The sequence below is a fragment of the Myxococcus sp. AB025B genome (assembly GCF_006518215.1).
Taxonomy (GTDB): Bacteria; Myxococcota; Myxococcia; order Myxococcales; family Myxococcaceae; genus Myxococcus; species Myxococcus fulvus.
This window is the reverse complement of record NZ_SRLW01000022.1, coordinates 40,175-53,774: the sequence shown is the minus strand read 5'-3', so window position 1 is coordinate 53,774 and position 13,600 is coordinate 40,175. Positions and strand designations below refer to the sequence as shown.

The window sequence follows — 13,600 nt, the reverse complement described above, 5'->3', positions numbered from 1 at the left end:
CCCCGCCACCGCGAGGTCGAGCAGATTCCCCGCGAGCACCGCCAGCCGGTCCACCTCGCGCCGCGCCTCTTCCAGCCCCACCCGCAGCTCCTCACGCGACCGCTCCCGTCGCAGCGCCAGGTCCATGCTCGTGCGCATCAGCGTCAGGGGTGTCCGCAGCTCATGGGCCGCGCCCGCGATGAGCCGCTCCTGCGCCTCACGCGCGCCCCGAAGACGCTCCGTCGCCTCCGCCAGCACGGCGCGCAGCTGTCCGATTTCATCACGCGCCGGGTCCTCCACCGGGGCATGGGAGAAGTCCCCTTCCCGCAGACGCCGCAGGTGCTGGGTGATGGCCACCAGCCTCCGCGCCAGCTTGCGCGCCTGCCAGGTCTGCACCACCAGCAAGGCCAGCCCCAACGACACCGCGAGGAAGAGCGCCAGCCGGTGGTACGTCCCCACCGAGCCATCCACCTGCCCCAGGGACGCCGACAGTCGCAGCGCGTACGGCGCGCCCTGCGGAGAGCGGACATCCACCTGCACCTCGCGCCAGCGCACCCCATCCGTTCCGATTCGCGTGACCAGTTGGGGCGGCGCACCGGGCGTACCAGGAACCCGTCTCGACCCGGACTCCTCCACCTGGAGCCCGGGCGGATAGCGCGCCACCAGGGCTCCATCCGGACCATGGAGATAGCCGTGCGGCGCGAAGGGGCGTACCTGCTCCAGCAACGGGGACACCGTCATGTGGAGGTGGGCCTTGCGCTCGGGCCCGTCGAAGAGGCTGGCGCTCTCCACCGCCGCCTGCGCCAGCAGCGCTCTGTCCAACGAGCGCTCCAGGTCGTAGCGGAACAGCCGCGCCGCGCTGCCCAGCGCGACCACCATCGCCAACGCGGGAACGAGCGCGCCCAGCAGCCACAGCCGCCGGGTCAGCGTCACGGGGGCACGGTCTCCGACACCGTCAGCTTGTAGCCCACGCCCCGCACCGCGCGGATGGCGACATCCGTGGCCGAGAGCCGCTCCAGCTTCGCGCGCAGGTAGCCGACATACACATCGAGCACGTTGCCATGGCCCTCGAAGTCCCGCCCCCACGCCTGCGCCAGCAGCCGCGCGCGCACCTGCGCCTCTCCGGGGTGCCTCGCCAGCGCGGAGAACAGCGCGAACTCACGGGCCGTCAGCGGCTCCTCGCGACCGGAGCGCCCCAGCACCCGCCGACGTGGATCCAACACCACCGAGCCCAGCCGCACCGGTCCATCCTCGGACTCCCCACGGCGGGCCAGCGCCTCCAGCCGGGCCAGCAGCTCCTCGAAATCGAAGGGCTTCACCAGGTAGTCGTCCGCGCCCGAGCGCAGCCCGGTGACCTTCTCCGGCGTGGTGCCGCGCGCGGTGAGCATCAGCACCGGCGTGCGCACCCCCGCGCCGCGCCAGTGCTTGAGCAAGGTGACACCGTCGACCTCGGGCAGCGCCCAGTCGAGGACGATGACGTCGAAGCCCTCCTCCCGGCCCCGCTCCAGCGCCTCACGTCCGCTGGTACAGACCGCCAGGCTGTGGCCTTCCTCCTCCAGCCCCCGCTGGAGCAACACCACCATCTTCACTTCGTCTTCGACGAGCAACAGTCGCATGTGCACGTCCCCCGCACACCAGAGCTTTTCACGCTCCGAGGGAACGGACCAGCGTCGTTCCCGTCACGACGAAGACGGGGGGACCTGAGCCGGCCGCAGCCCGTGGTCGACGAGGAAACCCCGCACGGCGTCGGCGATCTCCGCCCCGGCCTCCAGCAATCCCGCGTGCCCGGCGTCCTCCACCAGCATCCAGTGGGCATGTGGCAGCGCGTCACGCATGCGCACCATCTCCCGCAGCGGGACGAGGGTGTCATGACGCGCGGCGATGATCTGCGTGGGCACCTTCACCTGGGGCAGCACGTCCCAGGCGTGCCCCTCCGCGAACCCACGCAGCGTGTGCCAGTAGGCCTGGGGGCTCATCGTGCGCAGCGCGCGCAGGAACTCGTCGATGTCGTCACGCGGAGCCCGGGGTCTCAGCGCCCCCACCGCGCGGGCCAGCGGATACGCCAGCCGGCTGCCCAGGAATGCGCGCACCACGGGTGTCGCCAGAGGCACCGCGGGCGTCGCCAGGCGGAGGGCCTCGCGCGCCGTGCCCAGCAGCGCCCTCGCCGCCAGCCCCGCGTCCCCCGAGCCCGCCGCGCCCGGACTCCCAGCGATGAGCGTCATCGCCGGCACCAGGTCCGGACGGCGGCGATACAGCTCCAAGAGGACGCGCACGCCCATGGAGTAGGCCACCTGGTGCGGGGGCCGTCCGTCGCCGAGCGCCATCACCTCCTCCGTGACGCGCTCCAGGTCCCCCACGTGCACGGAGAAGTCGTAGTCGCCTCCGCGCGACTCCTCGCTGCCGCCGTGGCCCCGATAGTTCCAGTGCACCACCCGGTGGTCCTGCTCCAGGCTGGCGACGACGTGGCGCCAGAAGTTCTCCGAGGAGCCGATGCCATTGCTCAGGAGCACGGTGGCGCGCGGCCTGAGCGCCTCGTCCGAGGACTCCTCGAGCAGCTCCCCCAGGTGCGTATGCCAGGCCACCCGGGTTCCATCCGGAGCGACGACGAAGCGCGTGGTGCGACGGTAGGGCATGCCGCCCTCACCATGGAGCGAGGACGGCGAGCGCGCAAGCCGTGCGTGCCCCAGGCCCTTGTCGTCACACTCCTCCACCGCGGGCGTCCGAGGTATGAGGGCGCATGCTTCGTGAAGACGCGCAGGCGCTCGACCTCACCCCGGTGCTCGCGCACTACGCCGAGCATGGCTATGCCCGGCTGGGCAGGGTCCTGGACGAGGAGGGCCTCGTGGCCCTGCGCGAGCGGGCGGACGACCTGATGCTCGGCCGCGTGGTCTACCCCGGCATGTTCTTCCAGCCGGACGCCACCACCGGACGCTACGAGGACGCCCCCCTGGGCCTCGGCTGGCAGGGGCCCTCGCTGGACTACCGCAAGCTGGAGAAGCTGGAGAAGGACGCGCGCTTCCTCGCGTGGCTGGAGAATCCGCTGTTCGAGCGCATCGTCCGCGCGCGCATCCCCGGCGACGTCGTCCTGTACCGCGCCATCCTCTTCCACAAGGGCCAGGCCGGCGGCAGCAACCTGCCCTGGCACCAGGACGGAGGTCGGCTCTGGGGACTCACCCGGGAGCCGGAGCTCCAGCTGTGGACCGCGCTGGATGACGCCCCCGAGGACGGCGGCTGCCTGGAGGTGGTGCCCGGCAGTCACCGGCGAGGACTGGTGACGGAGCTGGGCGGCGTCATCCCTCCGGACCAGGTGGCCGCCGAGGACGCGGAGCGCCGGGCGGTGCCCCTCCCCGCGCTCGCGGGCGAGGTCATCCTGGTGCACAACCACCTGTGGCACCGCTCCGGCCGAGGCCGCCCCGGCCTGAGGCGCCGCGCGTTCTCCGCCTGCTACATGAGCGCGGACACCCGCTGCGTGCGCAAGAAGAAGGCGCCCCGCGTGTTCCATCCGCTGTTCCGCCACGGACGCGACTGAAGCGGCCTTCAGCCCACCAGGTGCAACGGCGGGGGACGTCCCAGCGCGCGCGCGCGGTGCCCCACCGGCAGGGAGACGCGGAAGGTGCTGCCCAGCCCCACCTCGCTCTCCACGGAGATGTCCCCGCCGAAGCCGGTGACGATGCCATGGCAGATGGACAGGCCCAGGCCCGTCCCCTCCCCCACGGGCTTGGTGGTGAAGAACGGGTCGAAGATGCGCGCGCACACCTCCGGCGTCATGCCCACGCCGGTGTCGCTCACCTCCACGATGACCCGGTCCCCCGAGGCGCGCAGCACCACGCGCACCTCGTTGTGCTCCGGCCTGCCCTCTGGAATCGCATGCGCGGCGTTGATGAGCAGGTTGAGGAACACCTGCCCGAAGCGCCCCTCGCTGCCCTCCACCGGAGGCACGTCCCCGAACTCGCGGATGATCTGCGCGCGCATCTTCAGCTCTCCGCGCGCCATGGTGATGGCGGACTCGAGCACCGCCTGCAGGTTGACGGCGGTGGCCACCTCGTCGTCCCCGCGCGAGAAGGTCCTCAGGTCCCGGACGATCTGCCGCACCCGGTGCGCGCCATCCACCGCCTCGCGCAGCACCTCCTCCATCTCGGACGTGCGCCCCGGGGGCAGCTCGCGCGTCACGTTCCGCAGCTCCACGGAGAGGAACGACAGGTTGGAGAGCACGAAGGCCAGCGGGTTGTTGATTTCATGCGCCACGCCCGCCGCCAGCGTGCCCACCGCGGCCAGCCGGTCCGACACGACGAGCTGCGCCTGCATCGCCTTGCGGTCCGTGACGTCCAGCGACACGCCCCCCAGGAGCCTCCGCCCCGAGCGGTCGCGCACGATGAAGCGGTAGGTGAGCCAGTGCCGCTCCGAGCCGTCCGGCGCGGGAATCATGCCCTCCGTCGCGCTGGGCTCCCCCGACGCGAGCACCGCCTGGTCCTCGCGCCGCACGTGCTCCGCGGAGGCCGCGGGCATCAGCCGCGCGTCGTCCATCCCCTCCACGTCCGCGCCATCGGCCAGGCCGAAGAAGCGACGATAGGGTTCGTTCACCCAGACACGGCGCCCCTGCGAGTCCTTCATGTACGCCACCGCGGGGCTGTGGTTCATGAAGGCCGCGAACAGCGCCTGGGACTCCTGCAGCGCCGCGAGCGCCGCCGCGCGCTCCTCCATCAACGCCTGCCTCGCCGCCGCCTCCGCCGCGTTCCCCATGGCCGCGCCCAACAGGCCCGCCATCAGCTCCAGCGTGCGCACGTCCCGGTCATCGAACGCGTTGGGCAGGTGCGAGGTCAGGTTCAGCGCCCCCACGGGCCGCGCCTCGCGCCACAGCGGGACGCAGACCATGGAGCGCGCGCCCACCTGCCGCGTGGCCGCCACGTTGACGCGCACGTCGTCCTCGGTGTCGTCGGTGCGCATCACCTCGCCGCGCAAGAGGCTGGTGCCGGTGAGGCTGCCCTCCACCTTCAGCCGGAAGCCCATGTGCCGCCGCAGGCTGCCGGTGGCCACCCGGTACTCCACGTAGCCATCCTCCAGCAGCGCCACCGCCGCGCCGTCCGCGCCGCACAACACCCGCGCGCGCTCGCACAACAGGCTCATCACCCCCGACAGGTCCAGCCCCGCCAGCGCCACGTCCGCCTGCGTCTGGATGATGGCGGCCAGCCGCTCCATCTCCCCACGCGCCGCGGCCTGGGTGCTCTGCATCTGCCGACGCCGCGCCGCCCGGCGCTCCAGCAGCAGCCGGCGCGCGCGCACCTCCACCGCGTGGAAGGGCGCCACGAGGAACTCCTCCACGCCCGCCGACAACAGCGGCGCGAGCGCCTCGTCCGTCGCCTCGTCCGCCAGCCCCAGCACCAGCGGATCCTCGGGCCTGGCGCGCCCACGCAGCGCATCCAGCCACCGGGCATCCGGCGCGAGCGACGCGGCCTCCACGATGAGCACGTCCACGTGGCCGTGCACCAGCTCCGCGTCCGCCTCCGCCGCCTCGCCCCGGATGAGCACGTCCTGCCCCTGACGTCGGAGCTCCTCCGCGACGGGATGCTGCGGATCCGCGCTGATGCACAGGTACCTCATCCGTTCGTTTCCACCTCGGCGAAGGTCCCTGACCGGCTTTGGAATGTTACAATCTAGCAGCAGGAGCAATCCACCGCGTCCGGTCCGACAGTGAGGGGCCGCGCCACCCCAGCAACCCTCCGCGGAAAAGAGGCCGTGCGTGCCGGGCAGTCCAGGAGTCGTCGTCGCCGAGCAACCCCACTACCTGCCCTGGGTGGACTTCTACGAGCAGACGGCGCGCGCGGACACGTTGCTGGTGCTCGACAACGTGCAGTGGCTCCGGCGTGGCTGGCAGCGCAGGACGCGCGTGGCGCTGCCCGCCAACGTGCCCACACCTCCGCCCACCGAGCCCGGCTTCCAATGGCTGTCCATTCCGCTGGAGGACCCACATCGCGACACACTCATCGCCGACCTGGCGGTGGACTCGCGTCAGCGCTGGGCGCGCAAGCACCTGGACACGCTGGTGACGCTGTACCGGCGGCGGCCCCATTTCGCCACCCAGGTGCTTCCGCTGCTGGAGCCCTTCTATGACGGCGTCGCGACGGAGGCGGGCCCCGGCTCGCTCCTGCGGGTGTTGCTCGCGAGCACCGCCCTCTTCCACGCGCCGCTGGGGCTGTCGCCGCGCATCCTGCTGGCCTCCACGCTGCAGAAGCAGGGCGACGAGAAGTCGGCGCGGCTGGTGGAGTACTGCCGACAGCTGAAGGCCCACACGTACTACTCGGGGCTGGGCTCGTCGCTGTACCTCCAGGTGGGGCTGTTCCGGAGCGCGGACGTGCGCGTGCTGTGGCAGCGCTTCCGCCACCCGCCCTACGAGCAGGGGCGCGACGGGAGGTTCGTGCAGGGGATGTCCATCGTGGACGTGCTGTCCAACGTCCCCGTGGACGAGGTGCGCCGGTGGTTGGAGCCCTCGCCGTGGGGCCCCTTCGCGCCGGCGCCCCCCTAAGGAGCGCTGAAGGGCCTTCAGCCCGCGGAGGCCGCGGTGGTCTCCGCGGGCTTGTCGAAGCGCACGAAGTAGCTGCGCACGGCGGCGTCCAGCAGCGCCGGGTCCAGGCGAGGCTCCTGCCCCATGTAATGGGACATGTCGATGACCTGGTCCAGCAGGTCGCGCGGCTGGCAGGCCGCGAAGGGCCGCTGGGTGGGCCGGTAGTGCTGCTCGATGAGGTAGTCGACCGCGTTGGCGTTGTAGGCCACGCCGCGCTTGCGACACATCACCTCGAAGATCTGATGGAACTGCTCCTCGTCCGGGCGCTGCACCTCCAGTTTGTAGCGGACGCGGCGCAGGAAGGCGTCGTCCACGAGCGCGCTGGGGTCCAGGTTGGTGGAGAAGGCGGCGAACACATCGAAGGGCACCTGCAGCTTCTTGCCGGTGTGCAGGGTGAGCATGTCGATGTCGCTCTCCAGCGGGACGATCCACCGGTTGAGCAGGTCCTTGGGGGAAACCTTCTGCCGGCCGAAGTCGTCGATGAGGAGCATCCCGTTGCTGGCCTTCATCTGGAACGGAGCCTCGTAGTACTTCACCTCCGGCGAGTACACGAGGTCGAGCATCTCCAGCGTCAGCTCACCGCCCACGACGACGAGCGGCCGGCGGCAGCGCACCCAGCGCCTGTCGTACGAGGGGGCCCCCTCCTCCTCCACGGGCTTGTGGAGGTTGCTGTCGAAGACGCGCACCACGAAGTCGTCGATGAGGATGGCGTGGGGGATGAAGATGTCCCCGTCGAAGCAGTTCACCATGCCCTGGCAGATGGCTGTCTTGCCATTGCCCGGCGGCCCGTAGAAGAAGATGGCGCGCCCGGAGTTCATCGCCGGACCGATGCCGTCGTAGATGTAGTCGCGGATGATGAGGTCGCCGAACTTGTCCTGCATCCGCGCGCGGGTGATGCGATTGCCGCGCACCGTCTGCTTCTTCACCGCCGCCACGTACTCCTGGAAGGGCACGGGCGCCGGGCCGTTGTAGCGATTGCGGTCCGTGATCTGCCGGAGCACGTCCGTCACGAAGGGCGTGAGCTGGTAGATCATCGTCGACTTGCCCACGCCGGACGCGCCGCCGCCGCGGATGTCCACGTACTTCTGGCGGCGCAGGCCCTCGATGATGTCGTCGACGATGGACGTGGGCAATTGCAGCCGGCTGGCCAGGTCCATGCCGCGCATCTCGCCGGCGAAGAACAGCGCCTTGAGCACCAGCTCCTCGACGAACGTGGCCGTGAGCCCCGTCTCGGACAGGTCGCGGGGCTGGGTGGGCCAGAAGCGGTCCGGAGCCCCGGGGCCACCCGACTCGAGCGCGCGACGGGAGCCGGTGACGGCGGACCGGCGCTCTGGGCCTGAATAGGCCGGAGGAGGCAACGTCCTGCGCTCGGCGCCCCCGAAGGCTCCTCCACCGCCCGGAGTCGCGGCCTGGGGACGGCGCTCCGGAGCCCCCGGGGCGGCCGAGGGAGGACGGCGGACGGCGCCCTCCTGGCTGGACACGATGACGGACGGCAGCGCGCCGGCCTGCGGGGGAGGACGGCGCTCGACGACCTGGCCCGGCTGCGCGGTGCGCCGCTCGGTGGGGAACTCCGGATCATCCGAGGGAGGCGGCTGGGGCCGCATGGGAGCACCGGGCCTGCGCTCGCCGAGCCCGGGGGACGCGCCGGCCAACGGGCTTCGGGCGCGCGGGGGTGAGCTGAGGACCGGGCTGGGGATGTCGGACTGCGCGGGCGTCTCCGTGGGGGTGGCGCTGCGACTCGAATCGTCGCTCGACTCACCCGCCGTCGGGGGGGACGGCCTCCTGAACAGGGTCATTCGGTGCTCGCTCCAGGGTGTTCGCCAGCGAGCCTACCCGAAATGACGGGGGACAACGAGGCGCCCCGGGCGTGGGCCCCAGGGGCCATGATGCGCGCGCCTCCCCACGGAGGGGGGCTTGTCGCCGGCGTGGACGCCGGCGCGGACCCGCCATTCACCCAGGAGCCACACCCTTGAAGCACATCCTGCCCCTGTTCACCCTGCCCCTGCTGTTCATCGCCAGCGCCGCCGCGGCCCAGGGCGCGCCGGTCATCTCCTTCCACGCCGACTGGACGCTCACCCAGTCCCGCACGCTGGTCGCGGGCGACGCGGTCCAGGTGACGTACGACACGAGCCGGCTGCCGCAGTGCCGGCTCACGCTTCCGGATGGCACGCCGGGCTGGAGCCTCACCGGCCACTACCGCGTCAACGGCGGCCCCGAGGGCAGCTTCGACGTCGCGGGCCAGCCCACCGCCGGCGCCCCGCCCGTGGTGTCGCTGCCCGCGGAGGGCTCGCTGGCGCTGTGGTTCCGCGTCTCGAGCCCCGGCTGCGAGCACTACGACTCCCACTTCGGCTCCAACTTCCAGTTCGCCGTGCGCGCGGCGGGCACCGCGCCGACGCCGACGTGGGTGTTCCAGGAGGGCTGGCTCGAGTACACGGTGGGCACCGTGAAGGCGGGACAGCCCTTCCTGGTGGACTACGACATCGACCGGCTGCCCGAGTGCCGCCTGCTCTACAACGGCGCGCCCACGTGGGAGGTCTGGGTGCACTACCGCTTCGACAACGGCGTCACCGGGAGCCAGAGCGTCACGCAGGTCAGCGGCTACTCGCGCTACGGCGTCCCGGTGACGCTCACCCCGCCCGCGGGCGCCCGCGCCGTGACGCTGTGGTTCGAGAACTGGGACCGCGGCTACTGCCGCCGCTGGGACTCCCTGTACGGACAGAACTACCGCCTCGCGCTGCAGCCGTAATCCCCTTCCCTCCGCCCCACCGAGATGACCCACGCGGTGGGGTGGACCCGGTTGCTTTTTGCGAGGCCCGGCGGTCAACTGCGCCGCTTTCCAACCAGGGGCCGGACGGCAACCGACATGTTCAATCAGACCCACAAAGCACTGGCACAGCAGCTCAAGCCCCTGGTGAAGTCCGCGGCCCGCAACTTCATCCATCGCCTGGAGCCCTGGCTGGGGCCGCCGCCTGCCGCGGCGGCGGTGCAAGCCGCTCCCGCCCCTGCTCCCGACCTCACCAGCGCCGTCTGGACGCTGCCGGACAGGCCCCTGACGGTGTCGCTCCCGCCCATCGCGGAGCTGCTCCGCGAGAAGCACGGTGGCGAGCCGCTCACCCTGGTCGCCAAGGGCCTCTTCGGCGACGACGGCACCGTCCAGACCGGCCTGCTCCAGGCGCTCTCCGAGGAGCAGCTCCAGGCCTACGTCGCGGCGGACACCTCCCCGCTTCCTCCCATGCAGGAGCGCGCCCACTACTTCGGCGAGCAGCACGTCAGCTACTGGCTCAACGGCCTGAGCGACTACCTGTTCCTGAAGGGCCTGCTGAAGTCCGCGGGCATCGACCCGGACGGACACTTCCGCTTCCTCGACTTCGCCTGCTCGTCGGGCCGCGTGCTGCGCCACTTCCTCGCGCACGCCCCGAAGGCGGAGATCTACGGTTCGGACATCTACTCGAACGCCATCCGGTGGATGAACCGGTACCTGTCACCCAGGGGCTTCTTCTTCCAGACCGCCATCGTCCCGACGCTGCCCATCCCCGACGCGTCCATCGACCTCATCTTCTGTGGCTCGGTCTTCACGCACATGGATGAGTTCGAGGAGTCGTGGCTGATGGAGTTCCGCCGCGTCCTCAGGCCGGGCGGCGTCGCGTTCATCTCCCTGCACACGGAGCGCACCTGGGACGCCATGGCCCGGGACGCGGAGCACCCCATCCGCCGGCACCTCCTCGACCACCCGTATCGGAGCCTGGAGTCGGACACCCAGCCCGTGCCCTCGGCGTGGTTCGACCAGCAGATGCCGTCCGAGCGGGTGGTGCTGCGCTACATGCCCTCGCCCTTCCACAACATCCACACCTTCTACAAGTCGGACTACATCCGGACGAAGTGGGCGCGCTTCTTCGACGTCCGCGAGCTGCTCCAGAAGGTCCACGGCGCACACCAGGACGGTGTCGTGCTCATCAAGCGCTAGGCGGCGCTCGCGCGCCCGGGGACCCGGTCGGCGCCCGCTCGTGGAGGAGCCGGGCGCCGACGCGTGGTGAGTCAGAGCGCCAGGCTCTTCTCGATGTCCGCCAGCTTGAAGCGCGCCATCGCCAGGTTCGCGTTGGCGCGGTTCAGCGCGAGGTAGAAGAACAGACCGTCACGCGTCGAGAGCGGCCGGATGATGTGGTACTGCTCGCCGAGCGTGATGAGGATGTCCTCGATCTTGTCCTTGATGCCGATGACGCTCATCGCCTTCATCTTGGCGCGCACCACCTCGGTGTTCGCCGCGGCCGCCGTCTCGATGTTGAAGGCCGCGGTGCCGCCCTGGGAACCCAGACACATGCCGCTCTTCGCATCCACCAGGCACGCAGCGAACGCGCCTTCGATCTTCAGTGTCTCTTCCAGGGTCTGCTTCACGTTCGCCATGACTTCTCTTTCGACTGGGGGGTGGGTGGGGTGCTGCTCGACAGGGTGCACCAGCTCCTCCAGCGTGAACGTCAGCTGGCTGGAGTAGGTGCGAGGTTGGGGAACGAAGAGCGCCTGCGCATCCGGCACCGCCAGCAGCGCCTGGACGTGACCGGCCATGTGCTCGCGCAGCAGGTCGCGCAACGTCTCGCGCGGTACCAGCCCCCACGACACCAACACCTCGCAGAAGTTGCCGCCACTCTTGCGACACTCCGCCATGACCTGCTCGACGTCGTCGCGCGTGACGAGCTGCTGGTGGATCAACACGGACGAGAAGTTCTGCACCCCGGGCCCGTTCAGGACCGCCCAGGCCACCTTCTGTCCGACGATGAAGATCCGCCCGGAGATGCTGGCGGACTTCACCACCACCTCACCTCCCTGGTGGCTCTCCAGGGCCTCATGAAGCACGGTGCGCAGCACAGGACGTGAAACCTGGGTCACCGTTCGGGATGCTGGTTCCATGGAGTGGGTCCGGGACGCACCAAGTGTACTGCTCTGCATATTCGTCGCTCTGCGGGCAACTATATCCAGCCTCCCCGCAATATCGCAACCCGACTGCATTTTTCGCGGAAATCAGGCGATCTGGGTTCACCCCGCCCCAGACTCGGAGCGGATCCGACCCATCGCAGAGATCAACGAGGTTGGGAAGGAAATTTCCCGTAAGAACACATACGCAGAGTATGCCTCGGCGCCGCCCAACCCAGGAGGCATGGGCCGGGCTCACGGGAGCCGACAGCCTGCCTGCTTCCCCACCATTCCCGACGCGGCCCCCTGCGTGGATTGCTCGATCATTGACAGTCGGCCCCTGAGTGACGCCGGGGTCGTGTGCAATCCATGCCGGCTGTCCGCGAGGCTTTCCGGTCATGAATGACATCCACTCGTTGCGGACCCATCTGGCCTTGAATGGCCGGATGCGGCTGGAGTTCCACGCCGCCCTGTCACGGTTCTTCAAGGAGCAGGGGGTCCCGCTCGACGAGCGGCTCCTCGACTCCGCCACGCTGGCCACCGAGGAGGAGCTGATGGCGCGCTCGCTGGCGGCGGCCTCCCCCACCCCGAGCGCCCAGCCCCATGCCGCGCCCTACGCGATGAACGCCTACGCCGGCGCGTACCCGTCCTATTGGGGCTGGATGCCGACCTGGTACGCCTATCCCTACGCCTCCTACTACCTGACCCCGGGACGCTGATGGGCGCGCTCACCCCCGTGGAGGGTGCGGGCGGCATCCTCGAGTTCCCTGACGCGCTGACGGACACGAAGGCCCTGCTGGAGCTGGCGCGCGAGCCCGACGGCTGGCAGCCCACGGCGAACGCGTCCGTCACGGACAAGCACGCGAACATGCGCACCCTGGAGATGACGCTCCCGGCGCTCGCGCCCTTCCGCGCGCTGGTGGAGGGCGCGCTGCTCGACGCGGCGAACGCGCGCTGGAGTCTGTCGTTGCGCGAGCACCTGCCCCAGGCGCACCTGGTCCGCTACGAGCCCGGGCAGATGTACCCGCCACACTTCGACCACCTGGGCACCCCGGAGCGCTTCTTCACCGTCATCGGGTACCTCAACGACGACTACCAGGGCGGCGCCACCGTGTTCCCGGACCTCGCCCTGCGCATCGAGCCGCGCGCGGGGAAGGTCGCCGTCTTCCCCTCGCACTACTGTCATTACCCGGCGGACGTCACCTCCGGCACCAAGTACGTGGCCGTCACCTTCCTGCTGGGAAGGCGCCCCGGCCCTCGCGTGTTCCGCGCGCAGCCCCCCCGGCCCTGAAGCCGACGCACGCTATGACTCCAGGACCTCCGGCCCCCGGAAGTCCCGGTCATGCCCCAGCGACGGGAGCGCCCGGCGCGCCTCCTCCACGCGCGCCAGGTCGATCTCCGCCGTCACGAAGCCCGCCGAGTCCCCGCCCGCGTCCGCCAGCACCTCGCCCCAGGGGCTCACCACCAGCGAGTGCCCGTACGTGCGCCGACCTCCCGCGTGGAGCCCCACCTGCGCGGGCGCGAACACGAAGCAGCCGGTCTCGATGGCGCGAGCCCGCAGCAGCACGTGCCAGTGCGCGCGGCCCGTGGGCACGGTGAAGGAGGACGGCAGCGTCAACAGCGTCGCGCCCGCACGCGCCAGCGCGCGCTGCAGGTGTCCGAAGCGCATGTCGTAGCAGATGCCCATTCCCAGCCCACCCCAGGGCGTGCGGGCCACCACCGCGCGCTCGCCCGGCCTGAAGACAGAGGACTCGCGGTAGCGCTCACCGTTGGGTAACTCCGCGTCGAACATGTGAATCTTGTCATACCAGGCCACCACCCGGCCCTCCGGGTCGATGACATAGGAGCGGTTGGCGCACCGCTCGCCCTCCACCTTGACGTGGAGGGAGCCAATCAAAAACCAGACACCGTGTTCCCGCGCCAGGCCCTTCGCCGACATCAGCCCGGGGTGGTGCTCCTCTGCCACCACCTTCGACAATGTATCCTCGTGGTTTGCCCCTAGGAGCGTGGAGTTCTCCGGCGTCATCACAAAGTTCGCGCCGGCCGCCAATACCTTGCGCGCCTGCTCCTCGATGAACGAAATATTTGGCGCCATTTCATTGCGCGCATTCACCTGGATGAGGCCGACGATGAGCTTCGACATGTCTCTCTTGGCTC

Annotated in this window: 13 protein-coding genes; 6 read left to right on the top strand and 7 right to left on the bottom strand. The window is 70.4% G+C overall.

The window, feature by feature from the left end:
* The 3 genes from FL311_RS06000 to FL311_RS05990 form a co-directional block, all read right to left on the bottom strand.
* Positions 1-912: histidine kinase dimerization/phospho-acceptor domain-containing protein (locus FL311_RS06000; protein WP_141323971.1), on the bottom strand; the 912-nt coding region annotated here is incomplete at its 3' end.
* The gene (locus FL311_RS05995) at positions 909-1,595 is read right to left on the bottom strand and encodes a response regulator transcription factor (protein WP_141323970.1); all 687 of its coding nucleotides are present in this window, start codon (positions 1,593-1,595) and stop codon (positions 909-911) included. The genes FL311_RS05995 and FL311_RS06000, both read right to left, overlap by 4 nt.
* A gap of 63 nt (positions 1,596-1,658) precedes the next feature.
* Positions 1,659-2,612 (bottom strand): alpha/beta fold hydrolase, encoded by a 954-nt coding sequence (locus tag FL311_RS05990; protein ID WP_141323969.1) that lies wholly within the window; start codon positions 2,610-2,612, stop codon positions 1,659-1,661.
* 104 nt (positions 2,613-2,716) lie between these two features.
* Here FL311_RS05990 and FL311_RS05985 point away from each other — a divergent pair, with 104 nt between their 5' ends.
* On the top strand, positions 2,717-3,508 hold the full coding sequence (locus FL311_RS05985) for a phytanoyl-CoA dioxygenase family protein (RefSeq protein WP_141323968.1): 792 nt from the start codon (positions 2,717-2,719) through the stop codon (positions 3,506-3,508).
* A gap of 8 nt (positions 3,509-3,516) precedes the next feature.
* On the opposite strand, the gene FL311_RS05980 is transcribed toward FL311_RS05985, so the two are convergent.
* On the bottom strand, positions 3,517-5,577 hold the full coding sequence (locus FL311_RS05980; RefSeq protein ID WP_141323967.1) for an ATP-binding protein: 2,061 nt from the start codon (positions 5,575-5,577) through the stop codon (positions 3,517-3,519).
* Positions 5,578-5,716: 139 nt separating this feature from the next.
* Between FL311_RS05980 and FL311_RS05975 the strand changes: the two genes are divergently transcribed.
* Positions 5,717-6,499 carry a WbqC family protein gene (locus FL311_RS05975; RefSeq protein WP_141323966.1) on the top strand — a complete coding sequence of 261 codons (783 nt, stop codon included), beginning with the start codon at positions 5,717-5,719 and terminating at the stop codon, positions 6,497-6,499.
* A gap of 17 nt (positions 6,500-6,516) precedes the next feature.
* Here FL311_RS05975 and FL311_RS05970 read toward each other — a convergent pair whose 3' ends face one another.
* A complete protein-coding gene (locus tag FL311_RS05970; RefSeq protein ID WP_141323965.1) occupies positions 6,517-8,334 on the bottom strand; it encodes an ATPase in 1,818 nt (605 codons plus the stop codon).
* A gap of 173 nt (positions 8,335-8,507) precedes the next feature.
* Between FL311_RS05970 and FL311_RS05965 the strand changes: the two genes are divergently transcribed.
* Positions 8,508-9,284 carry a DUF6209 family protein gene (locus FL311_RS05965; RefSeq protein WP_228556693.1) on the top strand — a complete coding sequence of 259 codons (777 nt, stop codon included), beginning with the start codon at positions 8,508-8,510 and terminating at the stop codon, positions 9,282-9,284.
* Between the two features lie 117 nt (positions 9,285-9,401).
* Positions 9,402-10,502, top strand: coding sequence for a class I SAM-dependent methyltransferase (locus FL311_RS05960; protein WP_194869073.1), 1,101 nt, complete (start codon positions 9,402-9,404; stop codon positions 10,500-10,502).
* A gap of 71 nt (positions 10,503-10,573) precedes the next feature.
* Here the strand turns inward: FL311_RS05960 and FL311_RS44920 are convergent, their stop codons facing one another.
* Positions 10,574-11,398, bottom strand: coding sequence for a hypothetical protein (locus FL311_RS44920; RefSeq protein WP_228556692.1), 825 nt, complete (start codon positions 11,396-11,398; stop codon positions 10,574-10,576).
* Positions 11,399-11,841: 443 nt separating this feature from the next.
* Here FL311_RS44920 and FL311_RS05950 point away from each other — a divergent pair, with 443 nt between their 5' ends.
* Both FL311_RS05950 and FL311_RS05945 read left to right on the top strand, forming a co-directional pair.
* The gene (locus FL311_RS05950) at positions 11,842-12,162 is read left to right on the top strand and encodes a hypothetical protein (RefSeq protein ID WP_141323963.1); all 321 of its coding nucleotides are present in this window, start codon (positions 11,842-11,844) and stop codon (positions 12,160-12,162) included.
* A complete protein-coding gene (locus tag FL311_RS05945) occupies positions 12,162-12,734 on the top strand; it encodes a 2OG-Fe(II) oxygenase (RefSeq protein WP_141323962.1) in 573 nt (190 codons plus the stop codon). Before FL311_RS05950 ends, FL311_RS05945 begins: the two co-directional genes overlap by 1 nt.
* Before the next feature lie 12 nt (positions 12,735-12,746).
* Here FL311_RS05945 and FL311_RS05940 read toward each other — a convergent pair whose 3' ends face one another.
* Positions 12,747-13,586 (bottom strand): carbon-nitrogen hydrolase family protein, encoded by an 840-nt coding sequence (locus FL311_RS05940; protein WP_141323961.1) that lies wholly within the window; start codon positions 13,584-13,586, stop codon positions 12,747-12,749.
* Between the last annotated feature and the right edge of the window lie 14 nt (positions 13,587-13,600).

Coding starts and splice junctions, on each gene's coding strand:
- FL311_RS05995 (WP_141323970.1), bottom strand. CDS start 1,595: ATGCGACTGTTGCTCGTCGAAGACGAAGTGAAGATGGTGGTGTTGCTC.
- FL311_RS05990 (WP_141323969.1), bottom strand. CDS start 2,612: ATGCCCTACCGTCGCACCACGCGCTTCGTCGTCGCTCCGGATGGAACC.
- FL311_RS05985 (WP_141323968.1), top strand. CDS start 2,717: ATGCTTCGTGAAGACGCGCAGGCGCTCGACCTCACCCCGGTGCTCGCG.
- FL311_RS05980 (WP_141323967.1), bottom strand. CDS start 5,577: ATGAGGTACCTGTGCATCAGCGCGGATCCGCAGCATCCCGTCGCGGAG.
- FL311_RS05970 (WP_141323965.1), bottom strand. CDS start 8,334: ATGACCCTGTTCAGGAGGCCGTCCCCCCCGACGGCGGGTGAGTCGAGC.
- FL311_RS05960 (WP_194869073.1), top strand. CDS start 9,402: ATGTTCAATCAGACCCACAAAGCACTGGCACAGCAGCTCAAGCCCCTG.
- FL311_RS05950 (WP_141323963.1), top strand. CDS start 11,842: ATGAATGACATCCACTCGTTGCGGACCCATCTGGCCTTGAATGGCCGG.
- FL311_RS05945 (WP_141323962.1), top strand. CDS start 12,162: ATGGGCGCGCTCACCCCCGTGGAGGGTGCGGGCGGCATCCTCGAGTTC.
- FL311_RS05940 (WP_141323961.1), bottom strand. CDS start 13,586: ATGTCGAAGCTCATCGTCGGCCTCATCCAGGTGAATGCGCGCAATGAA.